19 protein-coding genes, 1 rRNA gene and 1 pseudogene are annotated in these 25,801 nt (G+C 62.0%); 14 read left to right on the top strand and 7 right to left on the bottom strand.

What is annotated here, in order from left to right; all coding sequences use genetic code 11:
• Positions 1–190: 190 nt before the first annotated feature.
• From rrf to DM813_RS08120, 7 genes are all read left to right on the top strand, one after another.
• A 5S ribosomal RNA gene (rrf, locus tag DM813_RS08150) occupies positions 191–306 on the top strand.
• Positions 307–434: 128 nt separating this feature from the next.
• Positions 435–3,914: an exodeoxyribonuclease V subunit gamma gene (gene recC, locus DM813_RS08145; RefSeq protein ID WP_128322891.1), complete on the top strand. Its 3,480-nt coding sequence runs from the start codon at positions 435–437 to the stop codon at positions 3,912–3,914.
• The gene (gene recB / locus DM813_RS08140; protein WP_128322890.1) at positions 3,911–7,591 is read left to right on the top strand and encodes an exodeoxyribonuclease V subunit beta; all 3,681 of its coding nucleotides are present in this window, start codon (positions 3,911–3,913) and stop codon (positions 7,589–7,591) included. The genes recC and recB overlap by 4 nt, the downstream gene beginning before the upstream one ends.
• A complete protein-coding gene (recD, locus tag DM813_RS08135; RefSeq protein WP_128322889.1) occupies positions 7,588–9,669 on the top strand; it encodes an exodeoxyribonuclease V subunit alpha in 2,082 nt (693 codons plus the stop codon). The genes recB and recD overlap by 4 nt, the downstream gene beginning before the upstream one ends.
• A 150-nt stretch (positions 9,670–9,819) precedes the next feature.
• On the top strand, positions 9,820–10,395 hold the full coding sequence (locus DM813_RS08130) for a YfiR family protein (RefSeq protein WP_128322888.1): 576 nt from the start codon (positions 9,820–9,822) through the stop codon (positions 10,393–10,395).
• A complete protein-coding gene (locus tag DM813_RS08125) occupies positions 10,392–11,663 on the top strand; it encodes a diguanylate cyclase domain-containing protein (RefSeq protein WP_128322887.1) in 1,272 nt (423 codons plus the stop codon). Before DM813_RS08130 ends, DM813_RS08125 begins: the two co-directional genes overlap by 4 nt.
• Before the next feature lie 3 nt (positions 11,664–11,666).
• Entirely contained in the window at positions 11,667–12,167 is a 501-nt protein-coding gene (locus tag DM813_RS08120) for an OmpA family protein (protein WP_128322886.1), read from the top strand.
• Here DM813_RS08120 and DM813_RS08115 read toward each other — a convergent pair.
• The gene (locus tag DM813_RS08115; protein WP_128322885.1) at positions 12,164–13,111 is read right to left on the bottom strand and encodes a LysR family transcriptional regulator; all 948 of its coding nucleotides are present in this window, start codon (positions 13,109–13,111) and stop codon (positions 12,164–12,166) included. The two genes, DM813_RS08120 and DM813_RS08115, sit on opposite strands and share 4 nt — an antisense overlap.
• Positions 13,112–13,248: 137 nt before the next feature.
• On the opposite strand from DM813_RS08115, the gene DM813_RS08110 reads away from it, so the two are divergent.
• Both DM813_RS08110 and mmsB read left to right on the top strand, forming a co-directional pair.
• Positions 13,249–14,775, top strand: coding sequence for a CoA-acylating methylmalonate-semialdehyde dehydrogenase (locus tag DM813_RS08110; RefSeq protein ID WP_128322884.1), 1,527 nt, complete (start codon positions 13,249–13,251; stop codon positions 14,773–14,775).
• Positions 14,776–14,785: 10 nt separating this feature from the next.
• Complete coding sequence (gene mmsB, locus DM813_RS08105; protein ID WP_128322883.1) at positions 14,786–15,673, top strand: 3-hydroxyisobutyrate dehydrogenase; 888 nt, start codon at positions 14,786–14,788, stop codon at positions 15,671–15,673.
• An 85-nt stretch (positions 15,674–15,758) separates the two neighbouring features.
• Here mmsB and DM813_RS08100 read toward each other — a convergent pair whose 3' ends face one another.
• Together DM813_RS08100 and DM813_RS08095 are read right to left on the bottom strand one after the other, a co-directional pair.
• Positions 15,759–16,103, bottom strand: coding sequence for a cupin domain-containing protein (locus DM813_RS08100; RefSeq protein WP_128322882.1), 345 nt, complete (start codon positions 16,101–16,103; stop codon positions 15,759–15,761).
• 47 nt (positions 16,104–16,150) lie between these two features.
• The gene (locus DM813_RS08095) at positions 16,151–17,077 is read right to left on the bottom strand and encodes a LysR family transcriptional regulator (protein WP_128322881.1); all 927 of its coding nucleotides are present in this window, start codon (positions 17,075–17,077) and stop codon (positions 16,151–16,153) included.
• A 77-nt stretch (positions 17,078–17,154) separates the two neighbouring features.
• Here DM813_RS08095 and DM813_RS08090 point away from each other — a divergent pair, with 77 nt between their 5' ends.
• Complete coding sequence (locus DM813_RS08090) at positions 17,155–17,919, top strand: sulfite exporter TauE/SafE family protein (RefSeq protein WP_128322880.1); 765 nt, start codon at positions 17,155–17,157, stop codon at positions 17,917–17,919.
• Here the strand turns inward: DM813_RS08090 and DM813_RS08085 are convergent.
• Positions 17,909–18,223 carry a putative quinol monooxygenase gene (locus tag DM813_RS08085; RefSeq protein ID WP_128322879.1) on the bottom strand — a complete coding sequence of 105 codons (315 nt, stop codon included), beginning with the start codon at positions 18,221–18,223 and terminating at the stop codon, positions 17,909–17,911. The genes DM813_RS08090 and DM813_RS08085 overlap by 11 nt on opposite strands.
• A 198-nt stretch (positions 18,224–18,421) precedes the next feature.
• Between DM813_RS08085 and DM813_RS08080 the strand changes: the two genes are divergently transcribed.
• The 3 genes from DM813_RS08080 (at position 18,422) to ggt (ending at position 21,767) form a co-directional block, all read left to right on the top strand.
• Positions 18,422–19,012 (top strand): NAD(P)H-dependent oxidoreductase, encoded by a 591-nt coding sequence (locus tag DM813_RS08080; RefSeq protein ID WP_128322878.1) that lies wholly within the window; start codon positions 18,422–18,424, stop codon positions 19,010–19,012.
• Between the two features lie 67 nt (positions 19,013–19,079).
• A complete protein-coding gene (locus DM813_RS08075) occupies positions 19,080–19,976 on the top strand; it encodes a LysR family transcriptional regulator (RefSeq protein WP_128322877.1) in 897 nt (298 codons plus the stop codon).
• Positions 19,977–20,099: 123 nt separating this feature from the next.
• Positions 20,100–21,767, top strand: a complete 1,668-nt coding sequence (gene ggt, locus DM813_RS08070; RefSeq protein WP_128322876.1) for a gamma-glutamyltransferase — start codon at positions 20,100–20,102, stop codon at positions 21,765–21,767.
• A gap of 101 nt (positions 21,768–21,868) precedes the next feature.
• Here ggt and DM813_RS28975 read toward each other — a convergent pair whose 3' ends face one another.
• From DM813_RS28975 to ypfJ, 3 genes and pseudogenes are all read right to left on the bottom strand, one after another.
• Positions 21,869–22,573, bottom strand: a complete 705-nt coding sequence (locus tag DM813_RS28975; protein WP_431311937.1) for a methyl-accepting chemotaxis protein — start codon at positions 22,571–22,573, stop codon at positions 21,869–21,871.
• 198 nt (positions 22,574–22,771) lie between these two features.
• A pseudogene (locus tag DM813_RS28970) lies at positions 22,772–23,653 on the bottom strand (methyl-accepting chemotaxis protein); the annotation flags it as partial.
• 337 nt (positions 23,654–23,990) lie between these two features.
• Positions 23,991–24,872: a KPN_02809 family neutral zinc metallopeptidase gene (gene ypfJ / locus DM813_RS08060; protein ID WP_128322874.1), complete on the bottom strand. Its 882-nt coding sequence runs from the start codon at positions 24,870–24,872 to the stop codon at positions 23,991–23,993.
• Between the two features lie 200 nt (positions 24,873–25,072).
• Between ypfJ and pcaH the strand changes: the two genes are divergently transcribed.
• A complete protein-coding gene (gene pcaH, locus DM813_RS08055; RefSeq protein WP_128322873.1) occupies positions 25,073–25,792 on the top strand; it encodes a protocatechuate 3,4-dioxygenase subunit beta in 720 nt (239 codons plus the stop codon).
• Positions 25,793–25,801: the final 9 nt, after the last annotated feature.

The following is a 25,801-nucleotide window of genomic DNA, read 5'->3' as shown; positions in this document are numbered from 1 at the left end:
TGTGTAAGCGCTGTGAGGCGTTGAGCTAACCAATACTAATTGCCCGTGAGGCTTGACCATATAACACCCAAGCAATCTGCCTTGCAGATTGTGGTGGTGAAGACGAAATGAACCGAAAGTTCGTAAACCACAAATTGTCACATACCCGATTCGCTGGAGTGTCTAACAAGACCTTCTGGCAACAGAATTTCTTGACGACCATAGAGCATTGGAACCACCTGATCCCATCCCGAACTCAGCAGTGAAACGATGCATCGCCGATGGTAGTGTGGGGTTTCCCCATGTGAGAGTAGGTCATCGTCAAGATTAAATTCCGAAACCCCTATCTGCACATGCAGGTAGGGGTTTTGTCTTTCTGGTGTTTACCTCGACCTCATCGGGGGACACCTTCGTGGTAAGGTTTCCCCCAGTTTGCAAGCTGCCAGGGAAGCCCTATGCCACACAGTCGTACTCTTCAGCCAGGATTCATGGTGGTCCATGGCAATCGCCTGGATGAACTGCGCAGCCTGGTGGTGAGTTGGATGCGCCGCTATCCGCTGGCGCCCCTGGAAAATGAAATCGCACTGGTGCAGAGCAACGGCATCGCCCAGTGGCTCAAGCTCGCATTGGCTGAAGATCCGGAAGTGGATGACCAGGGCGGCTGCGGTATTGCGGCGGCCGTCGAGGTGCAACTGCCGGGCAGCTTTATGTGGCAGTTGTACCGCCGCGTGCTGGGACGTGATGAGATCCCCGAGACTTCCCTGCTGGACAAAGCGCCACTGACATGGCGACTGATGCGCCTGCTGCCCGAGGTAATCGATAAGCCTCACTTCGAGCCCCTGCAGCGCTTCCTTACCGACGACACGGATCTGCGCAAGCGCTATCAGCTCGCCGAACGCCTCGCCGACCTCTTCGACCAATATCAGGTTTATCGGGCCGACTGGCTCAAGGATTGGGCTGCCGGTCACCATGTGTTGAATACCGCGCGGGGTGACGCCAAGCCGCTGCCGCCAGCCAACTGCTGGCAGGCCGAACTGTGGCGTGCGCTGTTGCTGGATGTGGGAGAGGCCGGCATGGCACAGAGCCGCGCCGGCGTACACCAGCGCTTTATCGAGCGCATCAATAATCTCGAAAAAGCCCCGGTGGGGCTCCCTTCTCGGGTGATCGTCTTCGGTATTTCCTCGTTGCCAGCCCAGGCACTTGAGGCATTGGCCGGTCTGGCCCGCTTCAGTCAGGTGCTGCTGTGCGTGCATAACCCGTGTCGCCATCACTGGGCGGACATCGTCGCCGACAAGGACCTGCTGCGCCACCAGTACAAACGCCAACAACGCAAACAGGGCATGCCCAGCCTGATCGACGCCCAATCCCTGCACCAGCACGCCCACCCGTTGCTGGCTGCCTGGGGCAAGCAGGGCCGCGACTACATCAACCTGCTCGACAGTTACGACGACCCTGGCAGCTACCAGGCGGCGTTCAGTGATGGACGCATCGACCTGTTCAGCGACAGCCAGCCGGAGAACCTGCTCAACCAGTTGCAGGACGACATTCTCGAGCTGCGGCCCTTGGCTGAAACCCGCGAGCGCTGGCCGGCTGTCGATCCGGCCAAGGACCGTTCGGTACGTTTCCACATTGCCCATAGCCCGCAGCGTGAAGTAGAAATTCTGCATGACCAGTTGCTCGCGCGTTTCAGTGCCGATCCGCATCTGCGCCCCCGTGACGTGATTGTCATGCTGCCGGATATCAATACCTATGCGCCGCACATACGCGCGGTGTTCGGCCAGTTGGGGCGTGATGACTCGCGCTTCATTCCTTTTACCCTGACAGACCAGGGGCAACGAGGCCGCGATCCACTGCTGATTGCACTGGAGCACTTGCTCAAGCTGCCGGACAGCCGTTTTGCGGTCAGCGAGATTCTCGATCTGCTGGACGTACCAGCCCTGCGTGCGCGCTTTGCCATAAAGGAGAGCGACCTGCCGACCCTGCATCGCTGGATCGAGGGCGCCGGCATCCGTTGGGGGCTTAATGCCGAGCAGCGTGCGAGCCTGGGGTTGCCGGCAGGTCTTGAACAGAACAGCTGGCGCTTTGGCCTGCGTCGCATGCTGCTCGGTTATGCCGTAGGCGCAGGCGAGGGTTGCGACGGTATTGAACCGTTCGATGAGATTGGCGGTTTGGATGCGGCACTGATCGGTCCACTGGTCGCGTTGCTCGACGCCCTGGAGATTGCCTATCAACAGCTGTCCGAAGCAGCAACCGCTGCGCAGTGGGGCGAGCGCCTGCGTGCGCTGCTGCAGGTGTTCTTCCTTGCCGAAACCGAGCACGACGATTACCTGCTGGTGCAGTTGCAGGGGCTGCGCGAAACCTGGTTGGAGACTTGCGAGTCGGTTGGCCTCGATGACTTGTTGCCACTGACCGTGGTACGTGAAGCCTGGTTGGCCGGGCTCGATCAAGGGCGCTTGTCGCAACGCTTCCTGGCCGGTTCGGTCAACTTCTGCACCCTGATGCCCATGCGCGCCATTCCGTTCAAGGTGGTGTGCCTGCTGGGCATGAACGACGGTGACTATCCGCGCGCGCAACCGCCGTTGGATTTTGACTTGATGGGCAGCGACTACCGCCCAGGCGACCGTTCGCGCCGCGAGGACGATCGCTACCTGTTGCTGGAGGCGCTGCTCTCGGCCCGCGATCAGTTGTATGTCAGCTGGGTTGGCCGCAGTATTCGGGACAACAGTGAACGCCCGGCCTCGGTGGTGATCGGCCAACTCCGCGACCACCTGGCGGCGGGATGGCAGTTGCTCGGCGCTAATGCAGACGACAAGCGTGATGGCGGCGAACAACTGCTGCACGTGCTGACGGTCGAACACCCTCTGCAACCCTTCAGCGCCCGCTATTTCCACAAGGGCAGCAGCCTGTTCAGTTATGCCCGGGAGTGGCGTGCACTGCATGTGCCCGATGTCGTGTTGCCGAAGGCCGACGACGCGCTCGCGCCTTATGCCAGCGATGAAGCATTGACCCTGAACGTGCTGCAGGATTTTCTGCGCCACCCGGTGCGCCACTTCTTCCGCCAACGCCTCAATGTATTTTTCGAGTCGGCCGAGGCGCCCGTGGCTGACGAAGAACCCTTTGTGCTCGACGCCTTGCAACGCTACAGCCTCAGTGAGCGATTGCTGGCCGCGGCCCTGACAGCGCCGGACGACAGCGGCTCGGCATTGCATGCACAAGCGCGCCGCTTGCAAGGCTACGGCATGTTGCCGCTGGCCGGATTCGGACGGTGCCTGCAGGAAGAGCTGATCGAGCCATTGCCGGATCTGCTGCAGCGCCATGACCAGTTGTTGCGGCGATGGTCCATTGTGCTGGACAGTGCCTTGCCGATCCGTTTCGAGTACCGCCAGCTGAAGCTGGAAGGCTGGCTCGGGCGGGTCTACCAGGGCGACGATCAGTCGTTGTTGAGCATCACACCCATACCCAATGCCATCAGCAGTGGCCGAACGTTGAAGTGGCATCGGCTGACGGCTACCTGGGTCATGCACCTGGCCGCCTGTGCGGTCGGGCTGCCGCTACACAGCGCCGTGGTGGCCACCGACATCACCTTGTTGCTGGCTCCCATCGAGCAAGCACGCGCAGCCGAATTGCTTGGCGACCTGCTGCTGGCCCGTCAGGCCGGTATGAGCGCACCGTTGCCGGTGGCGGTTAAAACCGCGTTTGCCTGGTTGGCTCAAAGTGATCCCGACAAGGCGCTTGCCGCTGCCGCCAAAACCTACGAAGGGGATGGCCAGAACAGTTCTGGCGAGCGTAGCGAAAGCACCGCGCTGGCTCGCCAGTTCAGCGATTTCGCCGCCCTGAGCGCCAGTGAAGAATTCGAGGGGTGGTGTGAAGCCTTGTACCGCCCGATGTTCGATGCGCCCTGGCAGACGCTGGGCAATGAGGAAGACGGCCAATGACCCGCACTGTTCCCCTGGCCTTAAGCTTCCCGCTGCATGGCAGCCAGCTGATCGAAGCCAGTGCCGGTACTGGCAAGACCTTTACCATCTCTGCGCTGTACTTGCGCCTGGTGCTCGGCCATGGTGGCGAGCAAGGCTTTGGTCGTGAACTGCTGCCGCCTCAGGTATTGGTGGTGACCTTTACCGACGCTGCTACCAAGGAGCTGCGAGAACGAATCCGTACCCGTCTGGCGGAAGCGGCGCGTTTCTTTCGCAACGAACTGAGCGAGGCCGATCCGCTCCTGCAGCAGTTGCGTGACGACTACCCGCAAGACCTCTGGCCTGCCTGCGCCAACCGCCTGGATGTGGCAGCACAGTGGATGGACGAAGCGGCTGTTTCGACGATCCACAGTTGGTGCCAGCGCATGTTGCGTGAGCATGCCTTCGACAGCGGCAGCCTGTTCACCCAGAGCCTGGAAACCGACCATAGCGAACTGCTGGGCCAGGTGATGCGCGATTATTGGCGGCAGTTCTGCTACAGCATGCAGGGCGAGGCCCTGAACTGGGTGCGCAGTCACTGGGTCAGCCCTGACGCGCTGCTGCCTCGGGTGCGTGCGCTGTTCGGGCGTCAACGCATCGAGAACAGCGCCGAAGAACCGCAGGCCCTCATCGACGCGGTGTTGCTACAGCGTTCCGAGCAGTTACAAAGCCTCAAGGCGCCATGGGTCCAGTGGTCTGCCGAACTGTTGCAGCTTTGCCGCGACGGCCTGGCTGCCAAGCAAGTGGACGGGCGCAAGATGCAGGCTCGTTACTTCGAGCCCTGGTGCGACAAGCTCGCGGCATGGGCTTGCGACCCGCAAGCGCTGGAGCTTGATCTCGGTACCGGGTTTACCCGACTGACGCGTGTCGGCCTGGCCGAAGCCTGGAAAGGTGAACCACCCAGCCACCCGGCATTGCAGGCCATGGAAACCCTGCGTGAACAGATCCAGGCGTTGCCGACGCCCGATGCCTGCCTGCTCGAACACGCGGCGGCGTGGGTCGGCGCGCGCTTCGAGCAGGAAAAGCGTCGTCGGGCAGAAATGGGCTTCGACGACATGCTGGTGCGTCTGGATCATGCGTTGCACGGTGACACAGGCGAGCGCCTGGCCGGCTTGATCCGCGAGCAGTTTCCGGTGGCCCTGATCGACGAGTTCCAGGACACCGACCCGGTGCAGTACCGCATTTTCCAGCGTATCTATTGCATCGAAGAAAATGTCCGCGACACCGGCCTGTTCATGATCGGCGATCCGAAACAGGCGATCTACGCGTTTCGCGGCGCCGACATCTTTACCTACCTGGGCGCCCGTCGCGCCACGGCCGGGCGGCTGCACAGCCTGGATACCAACTACCGCTCCAGCCAGGCCATGGTCAGCGCGGTCAACCATGTGTTCATGCAGGCCGAGTTGCGCGCATTGGGGCGCGGGGCGTTTCTGTTCCGTGAGGGGGACGACAACCCGGTGCCCTTTGTCGAGGTCAAGGCCAAGGGCCGTAGCGAGCAGTTGAAGGTCGACGGGCAGCCGCTTGCAGCGCTGAACTTCTGGCAGCTGAGCAGTGAAGAGCCGGTCTCGGGTGCGGTTTACCGCCAGCAGCTGGCGGCCAGTTGCGCCAGCCAGATCGTGGCCTTGCTCAATGGCGGGCAACAGGGACGTAGCGGGTTTGTCCAGGCAGACCAGTCGCTGCGTGGTTGCATGCCGTCGGACATTGCCATCCTGGTTCGTGATGGACGCGAAGCGCAGTTGATCCGTAGCGAGCTGGCCGCCCGCGATGTGCGCAGCGTCTACCTGTCGGACAAGGACTCGGTGTTTGCCGCCCAGGAAGCCCAGGACGTACTGGCCTGGCTCAAGGCCTGTGCCGAGCCGGATGTCGAGCGCCTGCTCAAGGCGGCTTTGGCCAGTATCACCCTGAACCTGCCGCTGTCCGAGCTGGAGCAGTTGAACCAGAACGAGCGGGTCTGGGAACGCTGGGTCATGCAGTTCCGCCAATACCGGCTGATCTGGCGCACACAAGGTGCGTTGCCAATGCTGCACAGATTGCTGCACGACTTCGATCTGCCGCAGGTGGTGATGGCGCGCAGTGATGGCGAACGGGTACTGACCAACCTGCTGCACCTGGCGGAACTGCTCCAGCAGGCCGCCACCGAGCTCGATGGTGAGCAAGCGCTGATTCGCCACCTCGGCGAGCACCTGGCCAGTGCCGGCCAGGCTGGTGAGGAGCAGATCCTGCGTCTGGAAAGTGATGAGCAACTGGTCAAGGTGGTCACCATTCACAAGTCCAAGGGGCTTGAGTATCCGCTGGTTTTCCTGCCATTCATCTGCACCAGCAAGCCGGTGGACGGCCAGCGTTTGCCGTTGGCCTGGCACGACAGCGAAGGGCAGGCGCACCTGACCCTGACACCGGATGCCGAGCAGATTGCCCGGGCCGACGATGAACGCCTGGCGGAAGACCTGCGTCTGCTCTATGTGGCATTGACTCGAGCCCAGCATGCTTGCTGGCTGGGAGTTGCCGATCTCAAGCGCGGTAGCGGAAAAACCTCGTTGCTGCACCGCTCGGCCCTGGGTTACCTGCTGGGTGGTGGTACGCCGCTGGCAGCTTCCACTCAGTTGAGTGAATGGCTACAGGCGATGCAGGCCGGCTGTTCTGCCATTGCCAGCAGTGCCATGCCCGAGCCCGACGAACAACGCTACAGCGCGCCACGTAACCAGGCCGAGCTGCTGCCTGCGCGCCAGCCCAAGCGCCGTGCTGCCGAGAACTGGTGGATCGCCTCCTACAGTGCCCTGCGCATCGGTGAAGAATCGCTGAACCTTGCTACGGAAAGCTCCCAGGCTCAGCAACTGCTCGACGACGAGCGCCCGGACCCACAGCAGCTTCGTGAAGTGATGCCTGGCAGTGGTGATATCCATCGCTTCCCACGCGGTCCGAACCCCGGGACCTTCCTGCATGGCCTGCTCGAATGGGCCGGCCATGAGGGCTTTGCCCAGGTCACAGCGGACAACCAGGCGTTGATGGAGATGGTGGCTCAGCGCTGCAATCGCCGGGACTGGAAGGGGTGGATCAACACCCTCGGCCCGTGGCTGCAGCAATTGCTGGTGCAGCCACTGCTATCGAGCGCAGACGGCGCACCGGTGGCCTTGAACCAGCTGAACCAGTACCAGATCGAAATGGAGTTCTGGTTTGCCAGCCACAAGGTTGATGTCGGTCAGCTTGATCGGCTGGTTTGTGAGCATACCCATCAAGGTGCCGCCCGTATCGCAGCGCAGTCGGCTCAGCTCAATGGCATGTTCAAGGGTTTCATTGACCTTGCCTTCGAACACGACGGTCGCTACTACGTGGCCGACTACAAATCCAACTGGCTCGGGCCTGACGATACCGCCTACAGCGAGCTGGCCATGGAAGGGGCAATTCTCAGCCACCGCTACGACCTGCAATATGTGCTGTACCTGCTGGCGATGCACCGTCAGTTGCGTGCACGCCTGCCGGACTATGACTACGACCTGCACATGGGGGGCGCGTTGTTCATCTTTTTGCGCGGTGTGCACTCGGCGTCGGGTGGGGTGTATTTCGTGAAGCCGCCGCGGGCGTTGATTGAGCGTCTCGATGCGCTGTTTCGCGGCGTCAGCGTACCGCGGCAAACTGACTTGTTCCAGGGAGATGCATCATGAGCCGTACCCTCGACGACCTGCTGCCGACGCCGCTGGATGCCCGGCATCTGGCAGCGCTCGAGCCATTGAGCCGCAGTGCCGACCTGCTGGCGCTGCTGGATCGCTGGGTGGAGCGTGGCTGGCTGCGCGCCCTGGACCGGGCGTTTGTCGGCTTTCTCGAAGAGCGCGACCCACAAGGCGACTCGCTGGTGCTGCTGGCCGCCGCATTGGCCAGCCACCAACTGGGGCATGGCCATGTGTGCCTGGACCTCGGTGAAACGCTCGCCGAGCCCGATTTCGCACTGTCCCTGCCGCCTGAAGGCGACGCCCTGGCAGGCCCTTTATTGCTGCCCTCGCAACTGCTTGAGCAACTGGCACTGACGACCTGGCTGCAGCGTTTGGCGAGTAGCCGGCTGGTGGCCCACGGTGCCAACGCAGAACAGGCATCACGCCCTCTGGTGCTCAGTGGCCAGCGCTTGTACCTGCGCCGCTACTGGGCTTACGAGCGGCAGATCGACAGTGCATTGCGCCAGCGCCTGGAGCAGGTCGAACCCACGCCCTCCGACCTGCCTGCACGTCTGGCGCACCTGTTCGACGGCGGTGGTCAGGCCGGGCAGGTGGACTGGCAAAAGCTTGCCTGTGCCCTGGCCACCCGTGGCGCCTTCAGCATCATTACCGGTGGCCCAGGTACCGGCAAAACCACGACGGTGGTGCGCTTGCTGGCGTTGATCCAGGCGCCGGCGGTGGAAGCGGGGCGACCGTTGCGTATTCGTCTGGCCGCGCCTACCGGCAAGGCGGCGGCGCGACTGACCGAGTCGATCGGTCAACAGGTCGAGCGCCTGGCAGTCGAACCTCAGGTTCGCGAGAACATTCCCACTGATGTATCGACGGTTCACCGATTGCTGGGCAGTCGTCCGGGCTCACGGCACTTTCGCCACCATGCTGGCAACCCGTTGCCGCTGGACGTGCTGGTGGTCGATGAAGCGTCGATGATCGACCTGGAAATGATGGCCAATTTGCTGGCCGCCATGCCGCCGCATGCCCGGCTCGTGTTGTTGGGGGACAAGGACCAGTTGGCCTCGGTCGAGGCCGGTGCCGTGCTGGGTGACCTGTGCCGGGATGCCGAGGCTGGTCGTTACAGTGCCCAGACGCAAGCCTGGCTGGAACAGGTCAGCGGTGAAACCTTGACCGGGAGCGAACTGCAGCCCGGTAGCAACGAGCACTACCCGCTGGCCCAGCAGGTCGTGATGCTGCGGTTTTCGCGACGCTTCGGCGAGACCAGTGGTATCGGCAAACTGGCACGGCTGGTCAACCTGCAGGATGCCGACCAGGCTCGCGCGTTGTTGAAGCAGACTCAGGATGATGTGTTGGGCCTGACCCTGCGCGGTGAGCAGGATCGTGCGCTGGATCGCCTGATCCTGGAAGGGCTTGGCCGCGGCAGCGAGGGGCCGCAAGGCTATCGCAGTTATCTGCAGGTCATTGGCCGGCAGCGTCCGTCGCCAACGCTGCCAGGCGATGATCCGCGTTGGGAGGCGTGGGCCATGGCGGTGCTGCAAGGCTTCGAAACGTTCCAGTTGCTGTGCGCTGTGCGAAGAGGCCCCTGGGGCGTTGAAGGGTTGAATCAGCGGGTTGGCCGAGTATTGGGTGCCGCTGGCCTGATCGATGTCGAGCAACCCTGGTATGAAGGTCGGCCTGTGCTGATGACCCGCAACGACTATGGTCTGGGCCTGATGAATGGCGATATCGGTATCGCCCTGCGGCTACCTGATGAGCAGCAACCCGACCTGCAGGTACTGCGCGTGGCCTTTGCGCGCAATGATGGCCGTGGCGGGGTGCGTTTTGTGTTGCCCAGCCGGCTCAACGAGGTGGAAACGGTGTACGCCATGACCGTGCACAAATCTCAGGGCTCGGAGTTCAGCCACACCGCCCTGGTGCTGCCGGACGCACTCAACCCGGTGTTGACCAAGGAGTTGATCTACACCGGCATCACTCGTGCCAAGCACTGTTTCACGCTCATCGAGCCGCGTGCGGGGGTCTTCGAGGAAGCCGTGCGACGTAAGGTCAAGCGCCTGTCCGGGTTGATGCTGGAGCAGGTATGAGGCACTGATCCGACCCAGTGGGAACCGGCTTGCTGGCGCTGATCGCTGGCAAGCCAGTGTTGCAGATAGGCAGGGTTCGCACTCGCTGAAAAAACGGCTGCTGTGCTATCGTTGCGACATTATCCCTCTAGCTTGTAAGAGATTTCCTTAATGAACGTGGCCGCCCCGACATCGGGACGTGTGACCTGCCGGGCGCGCGCGCTGGTGGCCGCGTTGTCGTTGCTGTTCGCTGCGCTAGCCTGCGCGCAGCCGCAACCGTCCCTGACGCCAGCCGAGCAGCGAGCGGCTGCCGTGACCCAGGTGGTATTGGGCATTCTCAGCTATGCCCGCTGGCCGGTGGAGCCCGCGCAGTTGCGGTTGTGCCTGGTCGGCCCGACCGAGTATGCCGATGACCTGATCAAGGGCACCACGCAGTCGACAGGGCGTCCGGTGCTGGTGCAGCGCCTGCTGGCGGGCGACAGCCGTATCGCCACTGCCTGTGATGCGGTTTACCTCGGCCAGTTGAATCAGGATGAACGCAGCCAGTTGTTCAGCGCGATCGGCGGCCACCCGGTACTGACCATCAGCGAAGCCGGTGACCCGTGCACGGTGGGCAGTGTGTTCTGCCTGCGGGTCAGCGACCAGCAAGTGGCGTTCGACGTCAACCTTGACTCGGTGGCGCGCAGCGGCGTGCGAATCCACCCGAGCGTGCTGCAGCTGTCACGGCGGCGGGCGGTGCAGCCATGATCGCCTTCAACCGCAAGCGCGAACGCCCGACCCTGCGTGCGGTGCTGGGGCGTCGTCATTTGAGTGTGGCGTTGCTGGCGGTCGGCCTGGCTGGTATTTCGCTGACGGTGCTCGGCGTGCTGGCTCTGCGCGTGTATGCCAACCACAACCTGCACCTGATTGCCCGCTCGATCAACTACACCGTTGAAGCCGCTGTGGTGTTCAACGACAGCAGTGCCGCCAGCGAAGCCCTGGCCCTGATCGCCTCCACCGAAGAGGTGGCCGATGCCAAGGTGTTTGACGACAACGATCAGTTGCTGGCCCGCTGGGAGCGCAGTGATGAAGGCCTGCTGGCACAGATGGAACAGCAGGTGGCAAGCAGCCTGCTCGAAGAGCCGATCATTTTGCCGGTGTTGCATCAGGGCCAGCAGGTCGGTCGTATCGAACTGGTCGGTCAGGGCGGCAGCCTGTTGCGCTTTCTGCTCAGTGGCCTGGCCGGCATTCTGCTGTGTACCGCGCTCAGTGCAGGGGGGGCCTTGTACCTGTCGCGGCGGATGTTCGGCGATATCGTCGGCCCATTGCGCAGCCTGGCCACCGTAGCACATGCCGCGCGGCGCGAGCGTCGTTTCGACCGTCGTGTACCGGCTGCGCAGATCGCCGAGCTCAATGAGCTGGGCAATGACTTCAATGCCTTGCTCGATGAACTGGAGAGCTGGCAGAGCCATCTGCAGAGCGAGAACGAAACCCTGGCCCACCAGGCCAGCCACGACAGTTTGACCGGGTTGCCCAACCGCGCCTTTTTCGAAGGCCGGCTCAGCCGTACGCTGCGCAATGCCAGCAAGCACCAGGAGCAGATGGCCCTGCTGTTCCTCGACAGTGACAACTTCAAGGACATCAACGATACCCATGGCCATTCGGCCGGTGATGAAGTGCTGGTCAGTGTCGCCACCCGGGTGCGTGCACAACTGCGCGAGCATGATCTGGTGGCCCGCCTCGGCGGTGATGAATTCGCCGTGCTGCTGGCGCCCCTTTACAGCCGCGAAGATGCCCAACGCATTGCGGAGAAAATCATTGCCAGCATGCGTCTGCCTATTCGTCTGGCGGAAGGCCAGAGCATTGTCACCTCCCTGAGCGTCGGCATTGCCTACTTCCCGGATGACGGCAAGACCCCGGCTGACTTGCTCAATGCCGCAGACGCGGCGATGTATCAGGCCAAGCGCAACAGCCGTGGCCAGTGGCAAACGGCAGAGTCGGAGCACTCTGCCAATCAAGTAGAAAACAGGAGCTAAACCGTGTTTCAGCTGAACCGATACCTACGATCCCACTTTGTCTGGCTGGCGTTGACACTGCTGGCTTTGTCCGGCTGCCAGAGTGTACCGCCCAAGGGCCTGACAGCCGCGCAGATTGCCGTGCTCAAGCAGGAAGGTTTCCGCCTGACCGACGAAGGCTGGGAGTTCGGCCTTTCGGGCAAGGTGCTGTTCGGCAGTGACCTGGATTCGCTCAACAATGAAAGCCGTACCATCGTCGAGCGAATCGGCAAGTCGCTGCTGTCGGTGGATATCCAGCGGGTTCGGGTCGATGGCCACACTGATGCCTCGGGGCGCACCGCCTACAACGAGCAGTTGTCGTTGCGCCGGGCCAACAGCGTCGCCAGCGTTCTGACAGGCGTTGGCATGCAACCGCAGAACATCGACATCCGTGGTCTGGGCAGTCGCGTTCCGGTTGCCAGCAATGACACCCCGGCCGGGCGCATGGAAAACCGCCGCGTGGCGATTGTGGTCGCCTCCGATTAATCGGCAAAACTCATCGCGCGCGACTCGCCCATCAACAGCGGCGCGTTGCGCTCGGTCACCTCGCGGATGTAATCCCACAACAGGGTAATGCGCTTCAATTTGCGCAGGTCCTCCCGGCAGTACATCCAGAACTGCCGGGTAATCTCCACTTCCTCGGGCAAGATCGCGATCAAACGCGGGTCTTGTGCCGCCAGAAAGCACGGCAGGATGGCCAGGCCGCGTCCTTGCAGGGCTGCTACGTACTGGGCGATCACGCTGGTGCTGCGCAGGTTGGCGCTGGCGCTGGGAATCACATTGGCCAGGTACAACAGCTCGGAGCTGAAGGCCAGGTCGTCGACGTAACTGATGAACTGATGGTCGGCCAGGTCGCTGCTGCGGGTGATCGGTGCGTGGGTGTCCAGATAGTCCTGGGTGGCGTACAGGCGCAGGCGGTAGTTGCACAGCTTGCAGCACACATAGGGCCCGTGTTCCGGGCGCTCCAGGGCAATGACTATATCCGCTTCGCGCTTGGACAGGCTGATGAAGTGCGGCAGCGGCAGGATGTCTACCGAAATCGCCGGGTAGGCATCGACGAAGTGACTCAGCTGCGGGGTGACGAAGAAGGTGCCGAAGCCTTCGGTACAGCCCATGCGCACATGCCCGGATAACGCCACGCCAGAACCCGAGACTTGCTCGCAGGCCATGTGCAGGGTGCTTTCAATCGACTCGGCATAGCTGAGCAGGCGCTGGCCTTCGGCAGTCAGGATAAAGCCGTTGGTCCGTGACTTTTCGAACAGCAGGGTACCCAGGGCCACCTCCAGCGAGCTGATCCGCCGCGACACCGTGGTGTAGTCCACCCCCAGGCGTTTGGCGGCACTGCTGGCCTTGCGGGTACGGGCCACTTCGAGAAAAAACTTCAGGTCATCCCAGTTCAGGGCGCCTAGCGAGGTGATGTTTTTTTGCATGTTGGTCCGGATTTTATGTGCGTTTTTATTGGATCTTTGCACATCTATACTCCAAATCAGCCCCTAGACCCAAGCGTCCGTCGTGGCTGATCCGGCGGCGTCGATCTCTCCCATACAACAATTTCAGGAGAACGCACATGAACGCATCCCTCACTCCCGGCCAGACCAAGGTCGAGCAGGTCAAGCTGCTGATCGACGGCCAGTGGGTCGAATCGAAAACCACCGAATGGCGCGACGTCGTCAACCCGGCCACCCAGCAAGTGCTGGCTCGCGTGCCATTTGCCACCAGCGAAGAAGTCGATGCCGCCATCGCGGCGGGCCAGCGTGCTTTCAAAACCTGGCGCGACACCCCGATCGGTGCGCGCATGCGCATCATGCTCAAGCTGCAAGCGCTGATCCGTGAGCATTCCAAGCGTATTGCCGTGGTCCTCAGTGCCGAGCAAGGCAAGACCATCGCCGACGCCGAAGGCGATATTTTCCGCGGCCTGGAAGTGGTCGAGCACGCCTGCAGCATCGGTAGCCTGCAGATGGGCGAATTTGCCGAGAACGTCGCCGGTGGTGTCGATACCTATACCCTGCGCCAACCTATCGGGGTCTGCGCCGGTATCACCCCGTTCAACTTCCCTGCGATGATCCCGCTGTGGATGTTCCCGATGGCCATCGTCTGTGGCAACACCTTCGTCCTCAAGCCGTCCGAGCAGGACCCGCTGTCGACCATGATGCTGGTGGAGCTGGCGCTGGAAGCCGGCGTACCGGCCGGTGTACTGAACGTCGTTCACGGCGGCAAGCAGGTGGTCGATGCCCTGTGCACGCACACCGATATCAAGGCGATTTCCTTTGTCGGTTCGACCGAAGTCGGCACCCACGTCTATAACCTCGCTGGCCAGCACGGCAAGCGCGTGCAGTCGATGATGGGCGCGAAGAACCACGCCGTGGTGCTGCCGGACGCCAACCGCACGCAGACCCTCAACGCCCTGGTCGGTGCCGGCTTCGGCGCGGCCGGCCAGCGTTGCATGGCCACCTCGGTGGCGGTGCTGGTGGGCAAGGCGCGCGAGTGGCTGCCGGAACTCAAGGCACTGGCCGCCAACCTCAAGGTCAACGCCGGCAGCGAGCCGGGTACCGATGTCGGCCCGCTGATTTCCAAGCGTGCCAAGGAGCGCGTGCTGGGCCTGATCGAAAGTGGCATCAAGGAAGGCGCCACACTTGAGCTCGATGGCCGCGATGTAAGCGTGCCAGGCTATGAGCAGGGCAACTTCGTCGGCCCGACCCTGTTCTCCGGGGTGACCACCGACATGCAGATCTACACCCAGGAAATCTTCGGCCCGGTACTGGTGGTGCTGGAGGTCGACACCCTCGACGAAGCCATCGCCCTGGTCAACCGCAACCCGTTCGGTAACGGTACCGGCCTGTTTACCCAGAGTGGCGCCGCCGCACGCAAGTTCCAGAATGAAATCGACGTCGGCCAGGTCGGGATCAACATCCCGATTCCGGTGCCGGTACCGTTTTTTAGCTTCACCGGTTCGCGTGGCTCCAAGCTTGGCGACCTGGGTCCGTACGGCAAACAAGTGGTGCAGTTCTACACGCAGACCAAGACCGTCACCAGCCGCTGGTTCGATGACGACAGCGTCAACGACGGTGTGAACACCACCATCAGCCTGCGCTAAGGAGTCCATCATGCGTATTGCATTTATCGGTCTGGGCAACATGGGCGCGCCGATGGCGCGCAACCTGATCAAGGCCGGGCATCAGCTGAACCTGTTCGACCTGAACAAGACCGTGCTGGCCGAACTCGCCGAGCTGGGCGGGCAGATCAGCGCCTCGCCCAAGGAAGCGGCCAGCGCCAGTGAACTGGTGATTACCATGCTGCCTGCAGCTGCCCACGTGCGCAGTGTGTACCTGAACGAAGACGGTGTGCTGGCGGGCGTCAAGGCAGGTACCCCGGTAGTCGACTGCAGCACCATTGATCCACAGACCGCCCGTGATGTGTCGGCAGCTGCAGCGAAGCAGGGCGTGGACCTGGCCGATGCGCCAGTCTCGGGTGGCACCGGTGGTGCTGCAGCGGGCACCCTGACCTTCATGGTTGGCGCCAGCGATGAACTGTTCGCCACTCTGCAGCCGGTGCTGGCGCAGATGGGCCGCAACATTGTGCACTGCGGTGCGGTGGGCACCGGGCAGATCGCCAAGATCTGCAACAACCTGCTGCTGGGTATCTCGATGATCGGGGTGTCTGAAGCCATGGCCCTGGGTAATGCCCTGGGCATTGACACCAAGGTGCTGGCCGGGATCATCAATAGCTCTACCGGGCGTTGCTGGAGTTCGGATACCTACAACCCCTGGCCGGGCATCATCGAAACCGCGCCGGCCTCGCGAGGTTATACCGGCGGCTTCGGAGCGGAACTGATGCTCAAGGACCTCGGCCTGGCCACTGAAGCGGCGCGTCAGGCGCACCAGCCGGTGATTCTCGGTGCCGTTGCCCAACAGCTGTACCAGGCCATGAGTCTGCGCGGTGACGGTGGCAAGGATTTCTCGGCGATTGTCGAAGGCTACCGCAAGCCCGAGTAACACGCTTCGCCAGCAAGGCTGGCTCCTACAGGTACCGCGCACACTGGATTTCTGTAGGGGCTGGCCTTGCCAGCGATCGAGCCCGTCAGGCGAACACGAAGTACTTGCGCACCGTCTCTACCACCTCCCAGGTGCCTTTCATTCCCGGCTCGATCACGAACACGTCACCTGCCTTCAGGTGCACCGGCTGTTCGCCCTCCGGCGTGATCACGCAGTAGCCGTCGAGGAAATGACAGTACTCCCACTTCTCGTAATTCACCTCGAAGGTGCCGGGTGTGCAGATCCAGGTGCCCATGATCTTGCTGCCGTCGGCAGACAGGTAGGCATTGAGGTTGACGGTGTGCGGGTCGCCGCCGATGCGTTTCCACTTGGTCGCATTCAGCACAGGCGTAGGGCAGGTGTCGCGCAGAACGGTGATGAAGTCGGACATGTCAGCTCCAGTTGTTCGGGTGATAGGTCCGTCACCATAGGGCCGATCTACGCAGGGGAGTTGTCTGGGCTCGACGTCGACCGCTCGATATGCGCCTTGCCCAGGTGTTGTACCAGGGCAAGGCTATGGCCGGGCAAACCCGCAAAGTCACGGGCACACAGCAGTAACTGGCGCTGTGCCCAAGGTTCGTGCAGCACGACACCGTGCAGTGCCAGTACGCCTTGCCAGCGCCGCACCGCCGCCAGCGGGACCACGCCCAGGCCGGCCCCATGGGCAACCATGCGGATCACGCCGTCAAAGCCCTCCGCGCGCACCCTGATGCGCAGGCGCCGCCCCAGGTGCAGGGCTTGCTCCTCCAAATGCAGTGACAGGGCACTGTCGGGCGCCAAGCCGACGTAGCCATGGCTCAGGGTGTCGGCAAAGCGCAGGTGCACGTGCGCGGCCAGGGGATGTTCCGGGGGCATGATCAGCACCAGCGGATCGTCGCGAAACGGCACCGTTTGCAGGTGTTCACTGGTGACCGCGGTGGAGATGATGCCGATATCTGCAGCGCCGCGGGTAATGGCCTGGACGATGCGCAGGCTGGGCAGTTCCTGGATGTCGAGGGCAATGGCCGGGTAGTCGGCGAGAAAGCTGGCGAGCAGCTCCGGCAGGTATTCGCTCAGCGCCGCCGTGTTGCACAGCAACCGCACTTGGCCTTGCAGCCCTTGGGCGTACTGGGCCAGGTCGAATTGCAGGCGCTCCACCTGCTGGCCAATCAATCGCGCGTGTTGCAACAAGGCTTGGCCGGCGGACGTCGCCTGCACGCCACGACGGTTGCGTTCGAGCAATGGCGTGCCAAGCGAGGCTTCCATGGCGCGAATCCGGGCACTGGCAGCGGGTAGTGACAGATGGCTGCGCTGGGCGCCGGCGGTGATGTTGCCGCACTCCAGCGTGTGCTGGAACAGTCGCAGGTCAATCAGATCGAAGTGCATGTGCCTCTGCCTGAGCAATAGTCTGGCTCAGTATATGGCAGATTTTCAGCTGTCCGTGTTGCGGGCAGCATGGGTACATGACGAGCTTATTGAGTTTCTATCAGGATATCGGTCCTACCATGACGCTGCTGGTGGTACTGACATTTGTGCTGGCCGGCGCGGTGAAAGGGGTGATCGGCCTCGGGCTGCCGACCGTCGCCATGGGGTTGCTCGGTTTGGCTATGTCGCCGACACAGGCAGCCGCTTTGCTGATTGTGCCTTCGACGCTGACCAACCTCTGGCAACTGGCTTCGGGTGGACACCTGCGAGCCCTCTTGCACCGACTGTGGCCAATGTTGGTGGCGATCTTTTTTGCCACCTTGCTGGGCAGCGCCTGGCTGGGTATCGACAGTGGGCCCTGGGCTGCACACGCCTTGGGCGGCGCGCTGCTGGTGTATGCACTCTACGGCCTGATTGGTCCCGAACTGCGCCTCAACCCTGTCCGGGAGACCTGGCTGGGCCCGCTGTGCGGGCTGCTTACCGGATTGGTAACGGCTGCCACCGGCGTGTTTGTGATTCCGGCCGTGCCCTATCTGCAGAGCCTGCGCCTGAGTCGTGACGAGATGGTCCAGGCCCTGGGCCTGTCATTCACGGTGTCGACCCTGGCGCTGGCGCTCGGGTTGGCCAGCCAGGATGTCCTGGGTGCACAGGCACTTGGCGCGTCGCTGCTGGTGCTGGTGCCCGCGTTGCTGGGCATGCTCGGCGGTCAGTGGTTGCGCCAGCGCATCAGTGCCGCGCTATTCAAGCGCTGCTTCTTTATTGGCCTGGGCGTGCTGGGCGCCCACTTGCTGGTTAACGGCTAGCGGACGACGGGCTGAGCATGTCGATAAGCTGAATGTCGAAGTCGCGTTCCAGGTAGTCCATGCGCGTTTCAAAGAACGCCTGCATATGCGGCAGCGCTGAGTGCACGTCCAGCGCTTCCTTGCTGGCCCAGATTTCGTAGAACACGAACAGGCTCGGGTCTTCCTTGTCGCGCAGCATGTGGTACTCGATGCAGCCAGGCTCGGCACGGCTGGGTTGCACGTAGGCGCGGAACAGGGCTTCGAAGGCCTCGGCCTTTTCCGGGCGGGTCTTGGCTTTGAGAATGAAGCCGTAGGGTTCGCTCATGAGGTCAACCTCTGGTAGGGGATGACCTGATTTTATTTCAATAATGTCTGTTTTATTCGTGCTTTTAGGTCAAAAGTATTTTGCCCGAACGACGGTTTTTCCTTCGCGCTCCTTCCCCTAATCTGCCGCCATCCAAATTCAACCGGTCCCAGGCTGCAGCACACAGCGCAGCGGATCGAACGACAGATGAGGCAAGTGATGAAAAAAGTCCTGTTGCTCAACGGCGGTAAAAAGTTTGCCCACTCCGATGGCCGCCTGAACGAAACCCTGCACGAAGCCGCGCTGGCCTTTCTCGATCGCGCCGGTTTCGACATCAAGACCACCTACATCGACGGCGGTTACGACAACGCTGAAGAAGTGCAGAAGTTTCTCTGGGCCGACGTGATCATCTACCAGATGCCAGGTTGGTGGATGGGCGCACCCTGGACGGTCAAGCAGTACCTGGACGAAGTCTTCACCGCCGGTCACGGCAGCCTGTATGCCAACGACGGCCGCACCCGTTCCGATGCGTCGCAGAAGTATGGCAGTGGCGGTCTGATCCACGGCAAGCAGTACATGCTCTCGTTGACCTGGAACGCACCGCAGCAGGCGTTTGACGACCCGAGCGACTTCTTCGAAGGCAAAGGTGTGGATGCGGTGTATTTCCCGTTCCACAAGGCCAACCAGTTCCTCGGCATGACCGGCCTGCCAACCTACCTGGCGGTGGATGTGATGAAACGCCCGAACGTGGCTGCCGCAGTTGCCGCCTATGAGCAGCATCTGGCCCGGGTTTTCCAGATTCCGGCCTGATGAAGCCTTGCGTTGACCGCGCCAAGCGGCTATCTATCACGGCTATTGCTCACCCCGGGGTACAGCCGTGAAAGCCAGGTCTGATGAATTACAGGTGTTCGTCTCGGTCATCGAGTGCGGCTCGATTTCCGCCGCCGCCGAGCAGAGCGAACAGACACCGTCGGCGATCAGCCGCACGCTGTCGCGCCTGGAGACCAAGCTGGGCACCACGCTGATCAACCGCACGACCCGGCGCATGGACCTGACCGAGGAGGGCCGGTTCTTTTTCGAACGGGCCAAGTCGATCCTGCAGCAGATGGAAGACCTGGAAGCGCATTTGTCGGTGCATCACCAGACGCCTTCCGGGCGATTGCGCATCAACGCGGCCCTGCCATTCATGCTGCATGCCATCGTGCCGTGGATCGGCGAGTTCCGTGCGTTGTACCCGCAGATTCAGCTGGAACTCAACACCAGCGACCTGATCATCGACCTGCTAGAACAGAGCACCGATGTCGCGATCCGCATCGGCGAACTGGCCGACTCAAGCCTGCATGCGCGTTCCCTGGGCTGCAGCCCGTTGAATGTGCTGGCCAGTCCCGAGTACCTCGCGCGCCATGGCACACCGGAGCGGGTCGAAGACTTGCAGGCGCATTCGCTGCTCGGTTTTACCCAGACGGAAACCCTCAACCACTGGCCATTGCGTCATGCCGAGGGTGATCGCCTGCTGATCCGGCCGAGCCTGTCGGCGTCCAGCGGAGAGACCTTGCGGGAGCTGGCCCTGGCCGGCGAGGGTATCGCCTGCCTGTCGCACTTCATGACCCATGAAGATATCCGCGCCGGCCGTCTGCTGGTGGTGTTGCCCGAGCACAACAGCGGCTATCGCCAACCGATCAACGCGGTGTACTACCGCAACTCGCAGCTGGCCCTGCGCATTCAATGCTTTCTCGATTTCATCCAGCACAAACTGGCGGCCTACGCCTGCTGATCGGAACTGCTTCGACTGCGACAAAACTTTTCTACAAGCGGCGGATTTTCCTGCGGTGTTTGATTGTTTTTCGGACATCAGCCTTAATGGCTGTTCAACGAAAACAACACCAAGGACGCTCTCATGCACGTTGTGATGTTCCGAACCCTGGGCCTGGGCGCCGCTATAATCGCCAGTTCATCGGCATACGCGGTAACGCTGGAGGGTGGCGCGGTGGCCGCACCCGATCAATATGGTGCACAGGTAGCCGCCGAGGTACTCAAGAAAGGCGGTAACGCGGTGGACGCTGCTGTCGCCACTGCCTTCACCCTGGCCGTGACCTACCCCGAAGCGGGCAACCTCGGTGGCGGCGGTTTCATGACCTTGTACATGGACGGCAAACCCTACTTCCTCGACTACCGCGAAATCGCCCCCAAGGCCGCCAGCCGCAATATGTATCTGGACGACAAGGGCGAGATCATCGAGAACCTGAGCCTGGTCGGTGCTCGCGCCGCCGGTGTGCCAGGCACGGTGATGGGGTTATGGGAGGCGCATCAGAAGTTCGGCAAACTGCCCTGGTCCGAGCTGATCACCCCGGCGGTGGGCTACGCCAAAAACGGTTTCAAGATTGCCGAAAAGCAATACCAGTACCGCGAAGATGCTTTGGGGCTGTTCAAGGACAGCACCAACTTCAATGACTATTTCGGCAACATGAAAGTCGGCGAAACCTTCAAGCAGCCCGAGCTGGCGCAAACCCTGGAACGCATCGCCGACAAAGGCGTGAGCGAGTTCTACCAAGGCAAGACCGCCGACTTGCTGGTTGCGCAGATGGAGGCCGACAAGGGCCTGATCACCAAGGACGACCTCAAGGACTACAAAGCCGTCTGGCGTGAACCGATGGGCATCCAGTGGCGCGGCAATGTGGTCTACACCGCACCGCTGCCAAGCTCCGGCGGCGTTGCGCTGGCGCAACTGCTGGGCATCAAGGACAACCGCGAGGCCGACTTCAAAGGGGTTGAGCTGAACTCGGCCCGCTACATCCACTTGCTGGCAGAAATCGAGAAGCGCGTGTTCGCCGACCGTGCCGACTACCTGGGCGACCCGGCGTTTTCCAAGGTGCCTGTGGATAAACTGATTGCCAAGGAGTACCTGGCCAAGCGTGCGCAGGAGGTCAATCCGACGGCCATTTCCGAGACCGAGAAAGTGCGTCCGGGCCTGGAGCCGCACCAGACCACGCACTTCTCCATCGTCGACAAGCAGGGTAACGCGGTCAGCAACACCTACACCCTGAACTGGGACTATGGCAGCGGCGTGGTGGTCAAGGGCGCGGGCTTCCTGCTCAACGACGAGATGGACGACTTCAGCTCCAAGCCGGGTGTCGCCAACGCCTTCGGTGTGGTCGGCGGTGATGCCAACGCGATCGAGCCGGGCAAGCGCATGCTCTCGTCCATGGCGCCAACGCTGGTCACCCGTGATGGCCAGGTCACTCTGGTACTCGGAACGCCGGGTGGCTCGCGGATCTTCACCTCGATCTTCCAGGTGCTGAACAATCTGTACGACTACAACCTGCCGCTGGAAAAAGCCGTGGCGGCGCAACGCGTGCATCACCAGTTGCTGCCCAAGGACACCATCTATTTCGACGCCTATGCGCCGCTCACCGGCAAAGTCGCCGATGAGCTGAAGAAGATGGGCTACACCCTGGAGGATCAGGGTTGGGAGATGGGTGACATCCAGGCGATCCGGGTCAACGGCACAGCGCTGGAAACCGCATCCGACCCGCGTGGGCGGGGTGTTGGCCACGTAGTCAGGTAGGAGCGAACTTATCCGCGATGGGACGCGCCAGCGTCCCCCTCCGGGATCGGGAACCGGGACGACTTTGTCGTCCATCGCGGATGAATCCGCTCCTACATTGATCAGACGCGGAAGTGGCTGACCATGGTCTGCAACTGATTACCCAGCCGCGCCAGCTCGACGCTCGACGCCGCCGTTTCATCGCTGGCCGCTGCGGTCTGTTCCGACACATCGCGGACATTGATGATGCTGCGGCTGATCTGTTCGGCCACAGCGCTCTGCTGTTCGGCCGCCGCGGCAATCTGCTGGTTCATCGACTGGATGTTGGACACGGTACGGGTGATGCTCTCCAGTGATGCACCAGCCTTGCGCGTGAGTTCTACGCTGCTGTCGGTGAGGTTGCGGCTGCCGAGCATCACATTGGCCACCTGCTGGGTACCGCTCTGCAGACCTGCAACCAGCTCTTCGATCTCTTCGGTGGATTTTTGCGTCCGCTGGGCCAGGCCGCGCACTTCGTCGGCAACCACGGCAAAGCCACGTCCGGCTTCACCGGCGCGGGCTGCTTCGATGGCGGCGTTCAATGCCAGCAGATTGGTTTGTTCGGCGACCGACTTGATCACGTCCATGACGCTGCCGATCTTCTGGCTTTCCTGCTGCAACTGACCCATGGCTTCGGTGGAGCGGTGCACTTCTTCGGCCAGGCGCTCGATCTGGCTGATCGCTTCGGCAACCACCTGATCACCGGCACGCGCTTGCGCGTCGGCATCGGTAGCGGCCTCCGAGGCGTGCTCGGCATTGCGTGCAACTTCCTGCACCGTGGCCGCCATTTCATGCATGGCGGTGGCAACCTGGTCGGTCTCGACTTTCTGGCTGTTGACCCCGGCGCTGGTTTCTTCGGTGACGGCTGAAAGCTCTTCGGCCGCGCTGGCGATCTGGGTAACGCCGTCACGAATGCCGCTGATCAGATCACGCAAGGTTTCGCCCATGCGCTGGATGCCTTGTTGCAGCACACCCAGCTCGTCGCGGCGGGTAACGCGCAGGTTGTGGGTGAGGTCACCGGAAGCGATTTTTTCCACCACTGCCAAGGTGTCACGCAGGGGGCGGGTAATCTGGCGGGTGATGATCACTGCAGCCAGCACGCCGACCAGCAGCGCCAACAAGGTTGCGGTCAGTTGCAGTGTACGGGCCTGAGCGCTTTCGTTGTCTCGGCGTTCGAGTTGCAGGCTGTACAGGGCATTGCTGATCTTGACGATGGTGGCCCCTTGAACCGTCATCTCTTGCCTGGCCACGGCAACATCGGCGGTGGCGGCGCTGAACTGACGCACGGCGTCACGATAGGCCATGACGGCGCTTTCGAACTGCTTGATGCGCGTGGTCTCGTTTGGCATCTGACGGTTCAGGTTGGCAATTTCAGCCAGCGCACCATCCAGCTGACGCAGGGCCAGTTGTTCGGTTTCGCTGCTGATATCGGCAATGTAGCTGCGCACGGCCAGACGCACCTGGAACAACTGGTCCTTGGCCTGGGTGACGGTGCGGAACTGCTCCAGGCGGCTGGCGTCTCCTTCAGGCAGGGCGAGGATGTCGCGGTTGATCGCGTCGATCAGCGCAACGGCCTGGTTGGCCGCCTGGTTCATGGCATCGCGCGCCGCCAGGCTGGTCTTGTAGCCGGCACGCATCTTGTTGATCGACACCTGATAAGCATCGATCACTTGCCCCAGTTCCTGGAGCAGCTTGACGTTCTCCGGGCTCTTGAAGCTTTTCAGCAGCTTTTGCTGCTGTTCGCTGAAGGCGTTCAACTTGACCTGGACGCTGCCGGCAGCTGCGTCATCGCCGTTGGTCAGCATGTACTGCAGGCGGGTGATGCGCAGGTCGGTGAGGTCGCTGTTGAGCTGGGTGATATCGCTCATCCAGTTACTGCGATCGATCAACCCGCTCATGCTGTTCCAGCCGGTCAGCGCCAGCAGGCTGGTGAGCAGCAGTACCAGGCCGAAGCCCAGGCCGAGTTTCAGGTTGACGCTGATGTTGGCAAACCAGCTGTTCATGTATTCCCTCCAGGAACGTAAGGCGTCGTTATCCGTATCGCTGGAAGATTTTTTGTTTTTGGTGGCCAGCCGATGTGCTTGAGCACGGGTTATCGGCGGCTTGGCCCGTAGCTGAAACGCTTTTTCAGCAAAAGTTGTCGGTGGAAGTAACCAGGTGTGTCCGCGGCAGCGTGGAAGGCTGCCGCGGGCGTGGAGGAGGGGGTTACAGTGAGCGGGTGCTGAAGGTGTCGCACTGGTTTATGTCACCCTTGGCGAAGCCGGTCTTGAACCAGCGCACACGCTGTTGCGAAGTGCCGTGGGTGAACGAGTCGGGCACTACCCGGCCCTGGCCCTGCTGCTGCAGACGGTCGTCGCCGATGGCATTGGCGGCGTTCAGGGCCTCTTCGATGTCGCCGGGCTCCAGCCAGTTCAGGCGTTGCTGCGCCTGGTAGGCCCATACGCCGGCCAGGCAGTCGGCTTGCAGTTCCTGGCGCACCAGCAGGCCGTTGTCGCCCTCCATGCGTTCGCCACGTTGTCGGGCCGCCTGGACCTTGGCCGAAACACCGAGCAGGGTCTGCACGTGGTGACCGACTTCATGGGCAATCACATAAGCCTGGGCAAAGTCGCCGGCGGCGGAAAAGCGCTGCTCCATCTCGCGAAAGAAACTCATGTCGAGGTAGACCTTCTGGTCTGCCGGGCAATAGAAGGGGCCGACAGCGGAGGAGGCATAACCGCACGCCGAACTGATCTGGCCGCTGAACAGGGTCAGGGTCGGGTCTTTATACTGGCGTCCGGCCTGGGCGAAAATTGCCCGCCAGGTGTCTTCGGTATCGCCGAGGATCGAGGCGACGAATTCGGCCTGTTCGTCGTTGGCCGGTGGCGCCTTGCCGGTGTCGGTGCTCATCGGTGCGCTTTGCTGACCCATCTGCCCGGTCAACTGGCCGAGGATCTGCAGCGGGTCCTGTCCGGTCATCCAGCCGATACCGACGATCAACAGGATGGCGCCGATGCTCAGGCCCTTGCCGCCGCCAAAGCGCATGCCGCCACCACCCTCGCCACGGGCATCGACCACATTGTCGCTGCGCCTGCCTTTTCGCCATTGCATGAGCGCTCTCCAGAGCTTGTAAACATGAGCTCAAAGATTAGTTCACCGCGCGTTGCTCTGTGAGATTACTGATGGACACATAACCATTTGGTTATCTGTGGCGGCGTTATTTTCAATATTCTCTGGCGCGCTCATGCCGGAAACTGCAAGCACGTCTGCCACGCCCAGGCGTTCCAATAATTCCAAGACAGGAGAACGGCATGTCTGCGCAAGACACAAGTCGCTTCGCTATCCGTGATCGCAACTGGCACCCGAAAGCCTTGACCCCGGATTACAAAACTTCCATTGCCCGTTCGCCGCGTCAGGCGCTGGTGAGCATTCCCCAGTCGATCAGTGAAAGCACCGGCCCGGACTTTTCCCACCTGAAGTTCGGCCAGCATGACCACGATCTGCTGCTCAACTTCAACAACGGCGGGTTGCCCATCGGTGAGCGGATCATCCTCGCCGGCCGTGTCTGTGATCAGTACGGCAAGCCGATCCCGCATACCCTGGTAGAGATCTGGCAAGCCAATGCCGGTGGCCGTTACCGGCACAAGAACGACCGCTACCTGGCACCGCTGGACCCGAACTTCGGTGGCGTCGGCAGGGCGTTGACCGACAGCGAAGGCTTCTACAGCTTCCGCACCATCAAACCGGGGCCATACCCATGGCGCAACGGTCCGAACGACTGGCGCCCGGCGCATATCCATGTGTCGATCAGTGGTCCGTCGATCGCCACCCGTTTGATCACCCAGCTGTACTTCGAAGGTGATCCGCTGATCCCGATGTGCCCGATCGTAAAGTCGATTGCCAACCCGGAAGCGGTGCAGAGCCTGATCGCTCGGTTGGACATGAGCAACGGCAACCCTATGGACTGCCTTGCGTATCGCTTCGACATCGTGTTGCGCGGCCAGCGCAAGACCCACTTCGAAAACTGCTGAGGAGGTGAC

Source organism: Pseudomonas alkylphenolica (genome assembly GCF_004025535.1).
GTDB classification, from domain to species: domain Bacteria; phylum Pseudomonadota; class Gammaproteobacteria; order Pseudomonadales; family Pseudomonadaceae; genus Aquipseudomonas; species Aquipseudomonas alkylphenolica_A.
The sequence above is the reverse complement of the archived record's forward strand: the minus strand, read 5'-3'. Positions and strand labels throughout refer to the sequence as shown.

What these genes read in the sequence shown, in the direction of transcription:
- recC (WP_128322891.1), top strand. Translation starts at nt 435, where the DNA reads ATGCCACACAGTCGTACTCTTCAGCCAGGATTCATGGTGGTCCATGGC.
- recB (WP_128322890.1), top strand. Translation starts at nt 3,911, where the DNA reads ATGACCCGCACTGTTCCCCTGGCCTTAAGCTTCCCGCTGCATGGCAGC.
- recD (WP_128322889.1), top strand. Translation starts at nt 7,588, where the DNA reads ATGAGCCGTACCCTCGACGACCTGCTGCCGACGCCGCTGGATGCCCGG.
- DM813_RS08130 (WP_128322888.1), top strand. Translation starts at nt 9,820, where the DNA reads ATGAACGTGGCCGCCCCGACATCGGGACGTGTGACCTGCCGGGCGCGC.
- DM813_RS08125 (WP_128322887.1), top strand. Translation starts at nt 10,392, where the DNA reads ATGATCGCCTTCAACCGCAAGCGCGAACGCCCGACCCTGCGTGCGGTG.
- DM813_RS08115 (WP_128322885.1), bottom strand. Translation starts at nt 13,111, where the DNA reads ATGCAAAAAAACATCACCTCGCTAGGCGCCCTGAACTGGGATGACCTG.
- DM813_RS08110 (WP_128322884.1), top strand. Translation starts at nt 13,249, where the DNA reads ATGAACGCATCCCTCACTCCCGGCCAGACCAAGGTCGAGCAGGTCAAG.
- mmsB (WP_128322883.1), top strand. Translation starts at nt 14,786, where the DNA reads ATGCGTATTGCATTTATCGGTCTGGGCAACATGGGCGCGCCGATGGCG.
- DM813_RS08100 (WP_128322882.1), bottom strand. Translation starts at nt 16,103, where the DNA reads ATGTCCGACTTCATCACCGTTCTGCGCGACACCTGCCCTACGCCTGTG.
- DM813_RS08095 (WP_128322881.1), bottom strand. Translation starts at nt 17,077, where the DNA reads ATGCACTTCGATCTGATTGACCTGCGACTGTTCCAGCACACGCTGGAG.
- DM813_RS08090 (WP_128322880.1), top strand. Translation starts at nt 17,155, where the DNA reads ATGACGAGCTTATTGAGTTTCTATCAGGATATCGGTCCTACCATGACG.
- DM813_RS08085 (WP_128322879.1), bottom strand. Translation starts at nt 18,223, where the DNA reads ATGAGCGAACCCTACGGCTTCATTCTCAAAGCCAAGACCCGCCCGGAA.
- DM813_RS08080 (WP_128322878.1), top strand. Translation starts at nt 18,422, where the DNA reads ATGAAAAAAGTCCTGTTGCTCAACGGCGGTAAAAAGTTTGCCCACTCC.
- ggt (WP_128322876.1), top strand. Translation starts at nt 20,100, where the DNA reads ATGCACGTTGTGATGTTCCGAACCCTGGGCCTGGGCGCCGCTATAATC.
- DM813_RS28975 (WP_431311937.1), bottom strand. Translation starts at nt 22,573, where the DNA reads ATGGCGGCCACGGTGCAGGAAGTTGCACGCAATGCCGAGCACGCCTCG.
- ypfJ (WP_128322874.1), bottom strand. Translation starts at nt 24,872, where the DNA reads ATGCAATGGCGAAAAGGCAGGCGCAGCGACAATGTGGTCGATGCCCGT.
- pcaH (WP_128322873.1), top strand. Translation starts at nt 25,073, where the DNA reads ATGTCTGCGCAAGACACAAGTCGCTTCGCTATCCGTGATCGCAACTGG.